At 61.8% G+C, this 12,563-nt stretch carries 12 protein-coding genes; 5 read left to right on the top strand and 7 right to left on the bottom strand.

Features of this window, described 5'->3' with window-relative positions:
• Positions 1–110: 110 nt before the first annotated feature.
• The gene (locus ACFZAI_RS08720) at positions 111–536 is read left to right on the top strand and encodes a DUF1841 family protein (RefSeq protein WP_054424409.1); all 426 of its coding nucleotides are present in this window, start codon (positions 111–113) and stop codon (positions 534–536) included.
• A gap of 13 nt (positions 537–549) precedes the next feature.
• Here the strand turns inward: ACFZAI_RS08720 and ACFZAI_RS08715 are convergent, their stop codons facing one another.
• Both ACFZAI_RS08715 and ACFZAI_RS08710 read right to left on the bottom strand, forming a co-directional pair.
• Positions 550–912, bottom strand: a complete 363-nt coding sequence (locus ACFZAI_RS08715) for a c-type cytochrome (protein ID WP_391566547.1) — start codon at positions 910–912, stop codon at positions 550–552.
• Between the two features lie 10 nt (positions 913–922).
• Entirely contained in the window at positions 923–1,276 is a 354-nt protein-coding gene (locus tag ACFZAI_RS08710) for a cytochrome c (RefSeq protein ID WP_006217806.1), read from the bottom strand.
• 187 nt (positions 1,277–1,463) lie between these two features.
• On the opposite strand from ACFZAI_RS08710, the gene ACFZAI_RS08705 reads away from it, so the two are divergent.
• The gene (locus tag ACFZAI_RS08705) at positions 1,464–2,345 is read left to right on the top strand and encodes a MoxR family ATPase (protein WP_054424413.1); all 882 of its coding nucleotides are present in this window, start codon (positions 1,464–1,466) and stop codon (positions 2,343–2,345) included.
• A 25-nt stretch (positions 2,346–2,370) separates the two neighbouring features.
• Positions 2,371–3,543 (top strand): VWA domain-containing protein, encoded by a 1,173-nt coding sequence (locus tag ACFZAI_RS08700; protein ID WP_391566546.1) that lies wholly within the window; start codon positions 2,371–2,373, stop codon positions 3,541–3,543.
• 18 nt (positions 3,544–3,561) lie between these two features.
• Here the strand turns inward: ACFZAI_RS08700 and ACFZAI_RS08695 are convergent, their stop codons facing one another.
• The 3 genes from ACFZAI_RS08695 to ACFZAI_RS08685 form a co-directional block, all read right to left on the bottom strand.
• Entirely contained in the window at positions 3,562–4,119 is a 558-nt protein-coding gene (locus ACFZAI_RS08695; RefSeq protein WP_391566545.1) for a GNAT family N-acetyltransferase, read from the bottom strand.
• Positions 4,120–4,221: 102 nt separating this feature from the next.
• Positions 4,222–4,599, bottom strand: a complete 378-nt coding sequence (locus ACFZAI_RS08690) for a hypothetical protein (RefSeq protein WP_054424416.1) — start codon at positions 4,597–4,599, stop codon at positions 4,222–4,224.
• A gap of 249 nt (positions 4,600–4,848) precedes the next feature.
• Positions 4,849–5,448 carry a GNAT family N-acetyltransferase gene (locus ACFZAI_RS08685; RefSeq protein ID WP_391566544.1) on the bottom strand — a complete coding sequence of 200 codons (600 nt, stop codon included), beginning with the start codon at positions 5,446–5,448 and terminating at the stop codon, positions 4,849–4,851.
• A gap of 99 nt (positions 5,449–5,547) precedes the next feature.
• Between ACFZAI_RS08685 and ACFZAI_RS08680 the strand changes: the two genes are divergently transcribed.
• Together ACFZAI_RS08680 and ACFZAI_RS08675 are read left to right on the top strand one after the other, a co-directional pair.
• Complete coding sequence (locus ACFZAI_RS08680) at positions 5,548–8,304, top strand: M16 family metallopeptidase (protein WP_391566543.1); 2,757 nt, start codon at positions 5,548–5,550, stop codon at positions 8,302–8,304.
• A 295-nt stretch (positions 8,305–8,599) separates the two neighbouring features.
• Positions 8,600–8,989 carry a DUF4148 domain-containing protein gene (locus ACFZAI_RS08675; RefSeq protein WP_391566542.1) on the top strand — a complete coding sequence of 130 codons (390 nt, stop codon included), beginning with the start codon at positions 8,600–8,602 and terminating at the stop codon, positions 8,987–8,989.
• Positions 8,990–9,324: 335 nt separating this feature from the next.
• Here the strand turns inward: ACFZAI_RS08675 and dnaJ are convergent, their stop codons facing one another.
• Both dnaJ and dnaK read right to left on the bottom strand, forming a co-directional pair.
• The gene (dnaJ, locus tag ACFZAI_RS08670) at positions 9,325–10,458 is read right to left on the bottom strand and encodes a molecular chaperone DnaJ (RefSeq protein ID WP_391566541.1); all 1,134 of its coding nucleotides are present in this window, start codon (positions 10,456–10,458) and stop codon (positions 9,325–9,327) included.
• A gap of 109 nt (positions 10,459–10,567) precedes the next feature.
• Positions 10,568–12,493: a molecular chaperone DnaK gene (gene dnaK, locus ACFZAI_RS08665; RefSeq protein WP_391566540.1), complete on the bottom strand. Its 1,926-nt coding sequence runs from the start codon at positions 12,491–12,493 to the stop codon at positions 10,568–10,570.
• Positions 12,494–12,563 lie beyond the last annotated feature (70 nt).

Below are 12,563 nucleotides of genomic sequence, written 5' to 3'. Positions count from 1 at the left end.
GGATGGCGGATAGCAACCAATTCTATATCGCAAAGACACTACAGGAACCTGACCGCCGCCCAGGGGCGGTAAAATAATGCATCTCCATCCCGCATTTCTGCCCCGACCCGATGTTCAATCCCTCACGCGACCAAGTCCGCGAATTCTTTATCGACACCTGGCGCAAGCACCGCGCCAACGAGGTGCTGACCCCGCTTGAGGCCATCGCGCTGGACTGGATCATCGAGCATCCGGAATATCACGGCGACCTTGAAAGCCCCGACGCCATGACCGCCGAATACGCCGTGGAAAAGGGCCGCACGAATCCTTTTCTGCATTTGTCCATGCATCTGGCCATTGCAGAGCAGCTGTCCATCGACCATCCGCCCGGCATCCGTCTCGCCTATCAGCAACTGACGGCGCGCTCGGACGCCCATCATGCGGCGCACGAAATCATGGAATGCCTGGGACAGGTCGTGTGGGAAGCGCAGCGGCTGGGCACGCCGCTGGACAGCGACAGCTATATCGATCTGATCCGCCGCCGCGCCAGCCTCTGAACCCGCTAGCGGGTTATTTGCGTACGCCCAGGTCGCTGGGCAGGGACGCCAGCCACGCCGACACGTTGGAGATGTCCTGGTCGGACAGTTGCGTGGCGAAAGCGCCCATGATGGGGTTCTTGCGCACATTGGCCGTGGCCGCGCTGCCGGAGGCGCCGCGTTTGTAGGCTTTCAGGGCGTGGGACAGGTAATCAGCGTGCTGGCCGGCCAGCGTCGGGTAGGCCGGGTCCACCGCCGTCTTGGCGTCGGCGCCATGGCACGACGCGCAATTGAATTTGTCGAAGACGGCCTTGCCGGCCGCCAGATCCTGCGCGTGGGCGGCAGAGCCCGCGAAGGCGAGGGTCGCGCCCAGAAGGGCAAGCATCGTGCGATTCATGTTTTGCCCCTTATTTGAGATTCGAGTAGTACGCGGCCAGATCGGCGATGTCTTGATCAGACAGGCTGCCGGCAATGGCGTCCATCGTGGGATGGCTGCGCGCGCCTTTCTTGTACTCGTTAAGGGCGGTTTCGATGTACTTGGCGTTCTGGCCAGCAATCATCGGCACGTGATAGAGCTCGGGAAACGTCGCCTTGTAGCCTTCGATGCCATGGCATCCGATGCACATGGAAACCTTGTCGCGGGCGTTTTGGATATTACCGACAGGCGCTGCGTCAGCAGCAACAGCCTGGCCGGCGATCGCACAGGATGCCATCGCGGCCAACACGGAAACCGTGCACTTCAGAGAGGTTCGCAACTTCATTGGAATGGCTCTTCTTGGTATGGCTTAAGGACTAGGGCCTGCTCACACGTTGGCCCCCTGCAAACACGTTGCGGGTCGAACCCAGCTGCAAATCCAACTGCAAAACCGCCTGATTGTACGATAATTGCCCAGGATTAATACCTTACGATGGGTTTGATCCCCGTCAATTCTCGGAAGCCATCAGACAATGTCAGCAGCCCAGTCCGCCACCTCCGCGTCGCCTGCCCGCTTCAACGGCACCGACAGTTATGTCGCCACCGATGACCTGAAACTCGCCGTCAACGCCGCCCTGACCTTGCAGCGCCCGCTGCTGATCAAGGGCGAACCCGGCACCGGCAAGACCATGCTGGCTGAAGAAGTGGCGCGCGCGCTGGGCCGGCCGCTGCTGCAATGGCATATCAAGTCCACCACGAAGGCGCATCAGGGCTTGTACGAATACGATGCGGTATCGCGCCTGCGCGACTCGCAGCTGGGTGATGAAAAAGTCCGCGATATCCGCAACTACATCGTGCAAGGCACCTTGTGGCAAGCGTTCCAGGCCGATGAGCCGGTGGTGTTGCTGATCGACGAGATCGACAAGGCCGACATCGAATTCCCCAACGACCTGCTGCGCGAACTGGACCGCATGGAATTCCATGTGTACGAAACGCGCGAGACGATTTCCGCGCGCCATCGCCCGCTGGTCATCATCACGTCCAACAACGAGAAAGACCTGCCCGACGCCTTCCTGCGCCGCTGCTTCTTCCATTACATCCGCTTCCCCGACCGCGACACCATGCGCGACATCGTGGCCGTGCACTATCCGCATCTGAAGCAGGACGTGCTGCGCGCGGCGCTGGACACGTTCTTTGCGCTGCGCGATGCGCCGGGCCTGAAGAAAAAGCCGTCAACGTCAGAGCTGCTGGACTGGCTGCGCCTGTTGCTGGCTGAAAACGCCACGGCCGCCGAGATCGACGCGCACACCGCCACCGCCGTGCCGCTGATGGCCGGCGCCTTGTTGAAGAACGAGCAAGATGTGCATCTGCTGGAACGCCTCGCGGCCATGACGCGCGGCGGCCAGCGCCGCTGATCTTGCCGCCAAGCGCAGCCCGCTCATGCTGATCGACTTTTTCTACCACCTCCGGGCGCACAAGCTGCCCGTCTCGGTCAAGGAATACCTGACGCTCGTTGACGCGCTGCGCCACGACCTGATGGCGCCCACGCTGGACGAGTTCTACTTCCTGGCGCGCGCCACGCTGGTTAAAGACGAATCGCTTTACGACCGCTACGACAAGGCCTTCGGCGCCTACTACAAAGGCATCGAAGCCGCCCTGCCCGCCGGCAAGGATATTCCGCTGGACTGGCTGATCAAGCAGTTCGAAAAGAACCTGTCGCCCGAAGACAAAGCCGCCATCGAAAAACACGGCTGGGACAAGCTGATGGAGCTCTTCAAGGAACGCATGGAAGAGCAGAAGGAACGCCACGCGGGCGGCAGCAAATGGATCGGCACCGGCGGCACCTCGCCATTCGGCAACGGCGGCTATCATCCCGAAGGCATCCGCGTGGGCGGCGCATCGGCCGGCAACCGCACGGCGGTGAAGGTCTGGGACATGCGCCAGTTCAAGGACTACGACGATCAGGTCGAACTCGGCACACGCAACTTCAAGGTGGCGTTGCGCCGGCTGCGCCGCTTCGCGCGCGAAGGCGCCGAGATGGAGCTGGACCTGGACGACACCATCGCCAGCACGGCCCGCAATGCCGGCCACCTGGACTTGCGCATGGTCCCCGAACGGCACAACACGGTAAAGGTGCTGATGCTGCTGGACGTGGGCGGCAGCATGGACGACCACATTGGCCGCGTCGAAGAATTGTTCTCGGCCGCACGCAGCGAATTCCGCAACCTGGAAGTCTATTACTTCCACAATTGCCCCTACGAAAGCCTGTGGCAAAGCAACCGGCGGCGTCAGAACGAGCGCTTCGACACCTGGGATGTACTGCGCAAGTACAACCCGGACTGGCGGCTGATCATCGTCGGCGACGCCACCATGAGCCCGTACGAAATCCTGCAACCGGGCGGCTCGGTTGAGCACTACAACAAAGAGCCCGGCGCGCAATGGATGCGGCGGCTGCTGGATGCCTGGCCGAAATCCGTCTGGCTCAATCCCGAGCCCACGGCGTCATGGCAGTACCGTCAATCCATCGCGCTGATGCGCGACATCATGCAAGACCGCATGTACCCGGTCACGGTCGCCGGCCTGGAACAAGCCATGCGGGTGCTGTCGAAATAACGCGCGGCCGGTGAGGGATCAGCCGTCCACCGGTTGTTCAGGCGTATCCAGAATCCGCTGATAGAACGCCAGATCCAGCCACCGGCCGAACTTGAATCCCGCTTGCTTGATCGTGCCGGCGTGCGTGAAGCCCAGTTTCTCGTGCAGGCGGATGCTGCCGTCATTGGACGCATCGATGCCGCCCACCAGCACATGCACCTGATTCTGGCGCGCCCGCTCAATCAGCACGCGCATCATCGCTTCGCCCAGGCCCTTGCCGCGAAAACGCCCATCCACATACACGGAATGTTCGACGGAATACTTGAAAGCGGGCCACGCGCGGAAGGTGCCGTAGCTGGCGAACGCCATCAGCTCACCGTCCGCGTTCTCGAAACCGACCACCGGAAAACCGCCCTGCTGCTTGGTCTGGAACCAGCCCTGCATCGCCTCGCGCGGACGCGGCTTGTAGTCATACAGCGCGGTCGAGTTGACGATCGCGTCATTGAAGATGGCCAGAATCTGGTCTGCATGGCGTTCATGCGTGCAGTCGACAAGGGTTGCGCCATCGGGCGCGGCGAATTCAGCGGGCGTTTTCATGGGCAAAAGTGTACCGGGCGGCTCTTGAACCCGTCACGCGCCACGCATAAAAAAAACCGGCAATCTGCCGGTTCAGTAAGGTGTTGCCGCTTCTGGCCACTCTCAGGCGGCGCGGCTCTCCACTGATCGGTTGGCGGCAGACGCACTGCGCAAGCCGGGGCATTGGCGCCAGGACAGTTCGTCTGCATCCATGTCCAGGTCGAATAGGTCGTTTGCGGCCGGCCAAGGATGGCTGCGCGCGGCGGCGCCCTCCATCTCCAGCACATGTCCGGCAAACCCGCGAGGCGAACCGCCGCACTCCTCGAAATACCGCTGGGTGCTCAAGTCCACCACATAGGTGGTCATGTCATGGGTCAGTATGGCCACGAATTGGCCGTCATCACTGGCGTAGGCGTACTGAAATTGCCCTTTGATCCCGTCGCCGTTCAGGGCGTTACCGGTCAGTTGGGACAATGCACGCGTGACGATCTCGGTCAGCATGGGTCGTTCCTCCGAAAAATGCGCCGGCAGGATGCCGGCAGCGAAGGCGCGAACGACAAGCACCGGCGCCGCGCTCAAGGCGGCGTCTGGCGTTGGACGGGAAGCCGGTAGACGGCTGTCGCGCATCCCGTCGGCAACAGCTACTACGTCTTGAAAAGCTTACACCCGCGAACCGGCCGACCTCAAATTTGCCTTGTGCACTAACGATATTGCGATGCAACACCCTATGACGACGCGGCTTTCGGGCCGTTATGCAGCCGCAACCGGCATGGCGCCTGGGTCGGCGTCACCATTTTTTGTTCGCATCCACTGCTCGCGCCGCAGGCGATACAGCACATGCTGTTGCAACGGGTGCCCAATCGGCACGGAGGGGTGATCAAACATGTCCGCATCCGCCAGCATGCCCAGCTTGGCCATCACCGCCCGCGAACGCTGATTGCCCACGGCGGTGAACGCCACGATTTCGTTCAAGCCCACCTGCTCGAAACCCACACGCAGCGCGGCCTCGGCGGCTTCGATGGCATAGCCCCGGCCCCAGTACGGCTGCGCCAGGCGCCAGCCGATTTCCACCCCTGGCGCAAACGGCAAGGCCGGCGGCATCGGTTTGATGCCCACGAACCCGACAAACGGCGCCACGCCGGGCGCCTCAACGGCCCAAAAGCCCCAGCCATGTTCATCAATGCCCGCCGCCAGCCGGCCGGCCAACGCATCACTTTCGGACTCGGACAGCGGCAGCAGGAACTCGGTGACGCGCGGGTCCGCGTTCATTGCCGCGAACGGCTTGCGATCATCAGCACGCCATTGGCGCAGTACGAGCCGCGGCGTTTCAACTTCCAGAGATAGAGACATGTTGCACTTCCTTGCCTTGCGCTACGGAGCGGCAGCCCCTGAACCATTGCCAACGTATACACTCCAACGGATTCTGCCATGCCAAAGGAATTGTCTGCCATGCGCCTGTCCCTGTCGAAGCTGCCGCGCCCATTGGGTGTGCTGCTGTTCTCCTCCTTCCTGGCCTTTCAGGCCGGCGCCGCCCCCCTTCCGGCAGGCGTCTCGGAGGCCGCCTCGATTGAAGGCATTACTGAATACCGCCTGGCCAACGGCTTGAGAGTGCTGCTGGTTCCTGATGAATCCAAGCCATCCACCACCGTCAACATGACGTACCTGGTGGGCTCACGCAACGAGAACTACGGTCAGACCGGCATGGCGCACCTGCTTGAACACATGCTGTTCAAAGGCACGTCCACCACCCGCAACGCCATGGGCGAATTCTCGCGCCGCGGCTTGCAAGCCAACGGCTCGACTTCCAGCGACCGCACCAATTACTTCGCCAGCTTCGCCGCCAACCCCGAGACCTTGAAGTGGTATCTGGGCTGGCAGGCCGACGCCATGGTCAATTCCCTGATCGCCAAGGAAGACCTGGATTCGGAAATGACCGTGGTGCGCAACGAAATGGAAAGTGGCGAAAACAGCCCTTCCCGCATCCTGATGCAGAAGATGCAAGCGGCCGCCTTCCAATGGCACAGCTACGGCAAGAACACCATCGGTGCGCGCTCCGACGTTGAAAACGTCGACATCGCCCAGCTGCGCGCCTTCTATCACGAGTACTACCAGCCCGATAACGCCGTGCTGATCGTGGCCGGCAAGTTCGACCCGCAAGCCACGCTGGCGGATATTCAGGAAACGCTGGGCAAGCTGCCCAAGCCCGAACGCAAGCTGCCGCCCGAATACACCGTTGAACCCACCCAAGACGGCGAACGCTCGGTGACCTTGCGGCGCACGGGCGGCACCCCGCTGGTGGCCGCGATGTACCACATCCCTGCCGCCGGCAGCGCAGACTTCGTGCCGCTGGACTTGGCCACCGTCATTCTGTCCGACACGCCGTCGGGCCGCCTGTATCACGCGCTGGTCGCCACCAAGCTGGCGTCGGGCGTGTTCGGTTTCACCATGGAAAACCGTGACCCGGGTCTGGCGATGTTCGGCGCCCAACTGCCCCCCGGCAAGAACCTGGACACCGCCATGACGGCGCTAACCAGCACGCTGGAAACGCTGGCGAAGAAGCCCTTCACGCAACAGGAACTGGACCGCGCGCGCAGCAAATGGCTGACCGCGTGGGAACAAACCTATAGCGATCCCGAGCAGGTGGGCGTGGCGCTGTCCGAAGCGATCGCCGCGGGCGACTGGCGCTTGTTCTTCCTGCAACGCGACCGCGCACGCAAGGCCTCGCTGGCCGACGTGCAAAAGGCCGCTGTCACGTATCTGGTGCAAAGCAACCGCATCGAAGGCCGCTACATCCCCACCGAAAAGCCGGTGCGCGCCCCGCAATTGCAGCGTGAAGACCTGACGGCCGTCTTCAAGGACTACAAGGGCGACCCCGACTTCAAAGCCGCATCCGCCTTTGATCCCACGCCGGAAAATATCGACAAGCTCACGCAGCGCAAGAAGCTGGATCTGCCCAACGGCCTGGTCCAACTGGCGCTCTTGCCCAAAGCCACGCGCGGTAACCGCGTGCAGGCGCAGATGCTGATCCAGTTCGGCAATGAAAAAGACCTGCGCGGCCAACGCGTGAACGCAAGCGCCGTCGCCGACCTGCTGACCCGCGGCACGGCCAAGCTGTCGCGCCAGGACATCCAGGACCGTCTTGACAAGCTGCAAGCCGAGCTGGGCTTTAGCGGCGGCGGCACCACGCTCAAGGTCGCGATGTCGACCAAGAGCGAAAACTTGCCCGAACTGACTGCCCTGGCGCTTGAAATCGTGCGCACCGCCAACTTCCCGAAGGAACAGCTCGAGGAATACCAGCGCCAGATCGAGACCTCGATCCAGAACGCCATGACCGAGCCCTCGGCGCTGGCTGGCCGCGCCCTGGCTCGCCAGGACAACCCGTGGCCTGCCGATGACCTGCGCTATGTACCCACGTTTGAAGAAGCACTGGCCAGCGTGCGCGGCCTGAATCGCGACGCCTTGGTCAAGTTCCACACCAAGTTCTATGGCGCGGGCAAGATCGAGTATTCGGCCGTGGGCGATTTCGAGCCGGAAGCCGTGGAAAAGGCAATCAAGGCCGGCTTGGCCGGCTGGAAGAAGGCGCCCGCCTACACCCGCGTGCCCAATCCGTACCGCGACATTCCCGCCAAGCAGTTCGACATCGACACGCCCGACAAGGCCAACGCCTTCTATATCTCGCGCATGCCGCTGAAGCTGCAAGACACGGACGCCGACTACGCGGCCCTGTACCTGGCTAACTACCTGTTCGGCGCGTCGGAAACGTCACGCTTGTGGAACCGCGTGCGTGAAACCGAAGGCCTGTCGTACAACGTGCGCAGCTCGCTGTCAGTCTCGTCGTTCGAACCCAGCGCCAGCTGGACGATGTACGCCATCTACGCGCCGCAAAACCGCGAGCGCCTGGAAAAGGCCATCAATGAAGAGCTGGCCCGCGTCCTGAAGGAAGGCTTCTCGGACAAGGAAATTGCCGACGGCATCAATGCGCTGCTGAACTACCGCAACCTGGCCCGCGCGCAGGACGACATCCTGGCCAGCACGTGGCTGGACTACCTGCAACGTGGCCGCACGTTCGAATGGTCGGCGGAGATGGACAAAAAGATCTCGGCGCTGAAACCCGATGACGTCAACGCCGCCCTGCGCAAATACCTGCGGCCTGACGGCTTCAGCACCGCCGTGGCGGGCGACTTCAAAAAGAAGGCCACGCCTTGATCCGCTAAGCACGTCTCGCAACCCCGGCCCCTGCCTTATGCAGGGGCTTTTTTTTGCATGATGAAATCCAGGCCTTCGAACAGTTCGGCCTGGGAAACGGCATAACCATGCCATAGGTGGGGAATTTTTTTCACAAACAACTTATTACTCGGTTATTTGGAAAGATGTTTTCAAGGAATACGGGTTTATCCCAGGTGGGATGACGCGCACAATTCAGTCATCGGGAACAAACAACGAACCACGACGGAGGGCCGCCGGATTCGGTCCCCACTAAAAACGAATTGGAGGTCTCACCATGAAAACCCTAACCACCACCCTGCTCCTGTCCCTAGCCCTGGTCGGCGTTGGCGCTCAAGCCGCCGGCCTTGAACAAGCCAAGACAAGCGCACAAGTCGCAACCGAATTGCAGCAAGCCAAGGCCAGCGGTCAATACACCTTCGGCGAACTGGACTATCCGCCCGCCCAGCCCCAAGCGGCCAGCCTGACCTCGCAAGAAGTGCAAGCGCAGCTGCAACAAGCCAAGATCAGCGGCGAATACACGTTCGGTGAACTGCAATACCCGCCCGTTGTTGCGGCTCCGGCCAGCGTGAAGACCCGCGCCGAAGTCCAGCAGGAACTGGCTCAAGCCAAGGCCAGCGGCCAATACACGTTCGGCGAACTCGAATACCCGCCGATCACCCGGTGAGCTGCTTGCTGTAGCCCGGCCGGCCTCAGGCGGCATCATGGCTTGGGGCCGGTTTCTTCCGGTACAGCGGCAACCGCAGTAGCAGTACCCAGTAGTAGCAGTACGAGGTAGTAGTACGAAGCAGTAGCGGTACGAAGCAGTAGTAGTACGAAGCACTAGCAGTACGTAGCACCAGCAGTACGTAGCACCAGCAGTACGAAGCATCAGCAGTACCAAGGCCGCGGCGCAAAGCCGCGGCCTTTTTATTACGCCGGATGGGCAAAGCGCCCCAACGAATCCCCAAAAGAAAAAGCCGCGATTCTCGTCGCGGCTTTTCCACTGGCCCTACCGGCCGATCAGCTGAAGAATTCCTTCACGCGGTCTGTCCAGGACTTGCTTTGCGGCGAGTGGCGATCGCCACCGTCGTTCAGCGAGGCCTCGAACTGGCGCAGGATGCTCTTCTGGTCTTCGCTCAAGCGCACCGGCGTTTCCACGACGACGTGGCAATACAGGTCGCCCGGATAGCTGCCGCGTACGCCGCGTATACCCTTGCCGCGCAGGCGGAAGGTCTTGCCCGACTGGGTGCCTTCGGGAATCGAGATCTCGGCCTTGCCGCCCAGCGTGGGCACCTGGAGCTCGCCGCCCAATGCCGCCGTGGTGAACGGAATGGTCAGCTCGCAGTGCAGATCGTCGCCGTCGCGCTGGAAGATCTTGTGCTGCTTGATGTGGATTTCCACATACAAGTCGCCCGGCGGGCCGCCGTTGATACCCGGCTCGCCATTGCCGCTGGAGCGGATGCGCATGCCGTCATCGATACCGGCCGGAATCTTGACCTGCAGGGTCTTGTTGCGGCGGATACGGCCCACGCCGTCGCATGACGGGCACGGGTCAGTGATTTCCTTGCCATTGCCGTGGCAGGTCGGGCAGGTTTGCTGCACGCTGAAGAAGCCTTGCTGCATCCGCACGGCGCCCGAGCCGCCGCAGGTGCGGCAGGTCTTGGGCGAGGTGCCGACCTTGGCGCCGGAGCCGTGGCAGGTATCGCAGTTCTCCCAGCTGGGCACGCGGATTTCGGTATCGAAACCGGCCGCGGCCTGTTCCAAGGTGATTTCCAGCGCGTACTTCAGGTCGGCGCCGCGGTACACCTGCGGGCCGCCGCCGCGACGGCCACCGCCGCCACCGCCGCCAAAGATCTCGCCGAAAATGTCGCCAAAGGCGTCGGCAAAACCGCCGCCCATTCCCGCTCCGCCCATGCCGGCGGAGTTGGGGTCCACGCCCGCATGGCCATAGCGGTCATACGCGGCGCGCTTCTGATCATCACCCAGGACCTCGTAGGCTTCCTTGGCTTCCTTGAACTTCTCTTCGGCTTCTTTGCTGTCCGGATTGCGATCCGGGTGGTACTTCATGGCCAGCTTTCGATAGGCCTTCTTGAGTTCGTCGTCCGAGGCGTTTTTCGCTACGCCCAAGACTTCGTAATAGTCGCGTTTTGCCATGATCCGTGGGCTCAAAAACGAGCCATCTTTTCAGTGCTACAGAATGAGTACGCCCGGTAGGCGGATTTCTCCGGCTACCGGGCGGCAGAGGCTGGTCAGCGCCCGGCCATTATTGGTCGCGCTTGACTTCCTTGAAGTCGGCGTCGACGACGTTGTCGTCTACCGGCTTCGCGTTATCGGCCGCTTGTTGCTGGCCGGCGGCTTGTTGAGCCTGCATGTCGGCGTACATCTTTTCGCCCAGCTTCTGCGATGCGGTCGACAGGGCTTCCACCTTGGCGTCGATCGCGGCCTTGTCGCCTTCCTTCAGCGTGTCTTCCAAGTCCTTGATGGCGGCTTCGATGCTTTCCTTTTCGGAAGCCTCGAGCTTGTCGCCGTACTCGGTCAACGACTTGCGGGTGGCGTGCACCAGCGCGTCGGCCTGGTTGCGCGACTGAGCCAGCTCGGCAACACGGTGATCTTCCTCGGCGTTGGCCTCGGCATCCTTGACCATGCGCTGGATCTCGTCTTCCGACAGACCCGAGTTGGCCTTGATGGTGATCTTGTTTTCCTTGCCGGTGCCCTTGTCTTTCGCGGACACGTGCAGGATGCCGTTGGCGTCGATGTCGAACGTGACTTCGATTTGCGGCATGCCGCGCGGCGACGGCGGAATCCCTTCAAGGTTGAACTCGCCCAGGGCCTTGTTGCCCGCGGCAATTTCGCGCTCGCCCTGGAACACCTTGATCGTCACGGCCGGCTGATTGTCGTCAGCGGTCGAGAAGGTCTGCGAGAACCGGGTCGGGATCGTCGTGTTCTTCTGGATCATCTTCGTCATCACGCCGCCCAGGGTTTCGATACCCAGCGACAGAGGCGTCACGTCCAGCAGCAGCACGTCCTTGCGGTCGCCCGACAGCACGGAACCTTGAATGGCGGCGCCAGCGGCGACGGCTTCATCCGGGTTCACGTCCTTACGCGGTTCCTGGCCGAAGAATTCCTTCACCTTTTCCTGAACCTTGGGCATGCGGGTCATGCCGCCGACCAGGATCACGTCGTCGATGTCGGAAACCTTCACGCCGGCGTCCTTGATGGCGACGCGGCAGGGTTCGATCGTGCGTTCGATCAGTTCTTCAACCAGCGCTTCCAGCTTGGCGCGCGTGATCTTCAGGTTCAAGTGCTTGGGACCGGAGGCATCCGCCGTGATGTACGGCAGGTTGATTTCGGTCTGCTGAGCCGACGACAGTTCGATCTTCGCCTTTTCAGCCGCTTCCTTCAGGCGTTGCAGCGCCAGCACGTCTTTCGACAGATCAACGCCTTGTTCCTTCTTGAACTCGGCAATGATGTAGTCAATGATGCGTTGGTCGAAGTCTTCGCCGCCCAGGAAGGTGTCGCCGTTGGTCGACAGCACTTCGAACTGCTTTTCACCGTCAACGTCAGCGATTTCGATGATGGACACGTCGAACGTGCCGCCACCCAAGTCATAGACGGCGATCTTGCGGTCGCCCTTTTCGGTCTTGTCCAGGCCGAACGCCAGCGCGGCTGCGGTGGGTTCGTTGATGATGCGCTTGACTTCCAGACCGGCGATGCGGCCGGCGTCCTTGGTGGCCTGGCGCTGGCTGTCGTTGAAGTAGGCGGGCACGGTGATGACGGCCTCGGTCACTTCTTCGCCCAGGTAGTCCTCGGCCGTCTTCTTCATCTTGCGCAGCACGTCAGCCGACACTTGGGGAGGCGCCATCTTCTTGCCGCGCACTTCCACCCAGGCGTCGCCGTTGTCGGCGCGAACGATGGAATAGGGCATCAGGTTGATGTCCTTTTGCACCGCTTTTTCTTCGAACTTGCGGCCGATCAGGCGCTTCACCGCGTACAGGGTGTTGCGCGGGTTGGTCACAGCCTGGCGCTTGGCGGGTGCGCCAACCAGGGTCTCGCCGTCGTCCATGTAGGCGACGATCGAGGGGGTGGTGCGAGCGCCTTCCGCGTTTTCAATGATTTTGACCTGCCCGCCGTCCATGACAGCCACGCAGCTGTTGGTCGTGCCCAGGTCAATGCCAATAATCTTGCTCATGGTGGGTTACCTTGAATTGAATCTATGAAAATAGAGAGAAACTTCTTGTCCCCACGTAACTGGGGCTACT

The sequence above is a fragment of the Achromobacter sp. NPDC008082 genome, assembly GCF_042957345.1.
Classification (GTDB): Bacteria; Pseudomonadota; Gammaproteobacteria; order Burkholderiales; family Burkholderiaceae_B; genus Achromobacter; species Achromobacter kerstersii_A.
Note: the sequence above shows the minus strand (reverse complement) of the source record. Positions and strands in the feature narration are given on the sequence as shown.

Excerpts from the sequence above, each read along its gene's own strand:
- ACFZAI_RS08695 (WP_391566545.1), bottom strand. The coding sequence starts at position 4,119 with ATGAAAACGCCCGCTGAATTCGCCGCGCCCGATGGCGCAACCCTTGTC.
- ACFZAI_RS08690 (WP_054424416.1), bottom strand. The coding sequence starts at position 4,599 with ATGCTGACCGAGATCGTCACGCGTGCATTGTCCCAACTGACCGGTAAC.
- ACFZAI_RS08675 (WP_391566542.1), top strand. The coding sequence starts at position 8,600 with ATGAAAACCCTAACCACCACCCTGCTCCTGTCCCTAGCCCTGGTCGGC.
- ACFZAI_RS08720 (WP_054424409.1), top strand. The coding sequence starts at position 111 with ATGTTCAATCCCTCACGCGACCAAGTCCGCGAATTCTTTATCGACACC.
- dnaK (WP_391566540.1), bottom strand. The coding sequence starts at position 12,493 with ATGAGCAAGATTATTGGCATTGACCTGGGCACGACCAACAGCTGCGTG.
- ACFZAI_RS08700 (WP_391566546.1), top strand. The coding sequence starts at position 2,371 with ATGCTGATCGACTTTTTCTACCACCTCCGGGCGCACAAGCTGCCCGTC.
- ACFZAI_RS08715 (WP_391566547.1), bottom strand. The coding sequence starts at position 912 with ATGAATCGCACGATGCTTGCCCTTCTGGGCGCGACCCTCGCCTTCGCG.
- ACFZAI_RS08680 (WP_391566543.1), top strand. The coding sequence starts at position 5,548 with ATGCGCCTGTCCCTGTCGAAGCTGCCGCGCCCATTGGGTGTGCTGCTG.
- ACFZAI_RS08705 (WP_054424413.1), top strand. The coding sequence starts at position 1,464 with ATGTCAGCAGCCCAGTCCGCCACCTCCGCGTCGCCTGCCCGCTTCAAC.
- ACFZAI_RS08710 (WP_006217806.1), bottom strand. The coding sequence starts at position 1,276 with ATGAAGTTGCGAACCTCTCTGAAGTGCACGGTTTCCGTGTTGGCCGCG.
- ACFZAI_RS08685 (WP_391566544.1), bottom strand. The coding sequence starts at position 5,448 with ATGTCTCTATCTCTGGAAGTTGAAACGCCGCGGCTCGTACTGCGCCAA.
- dnaJ (WP_391566541.1), bottom strand. The coding sequence starts at position 10,458 with ATGGCAAAACGCGACTATTACGAAGTCTTGGGCGTAGCGAAAAACGCC.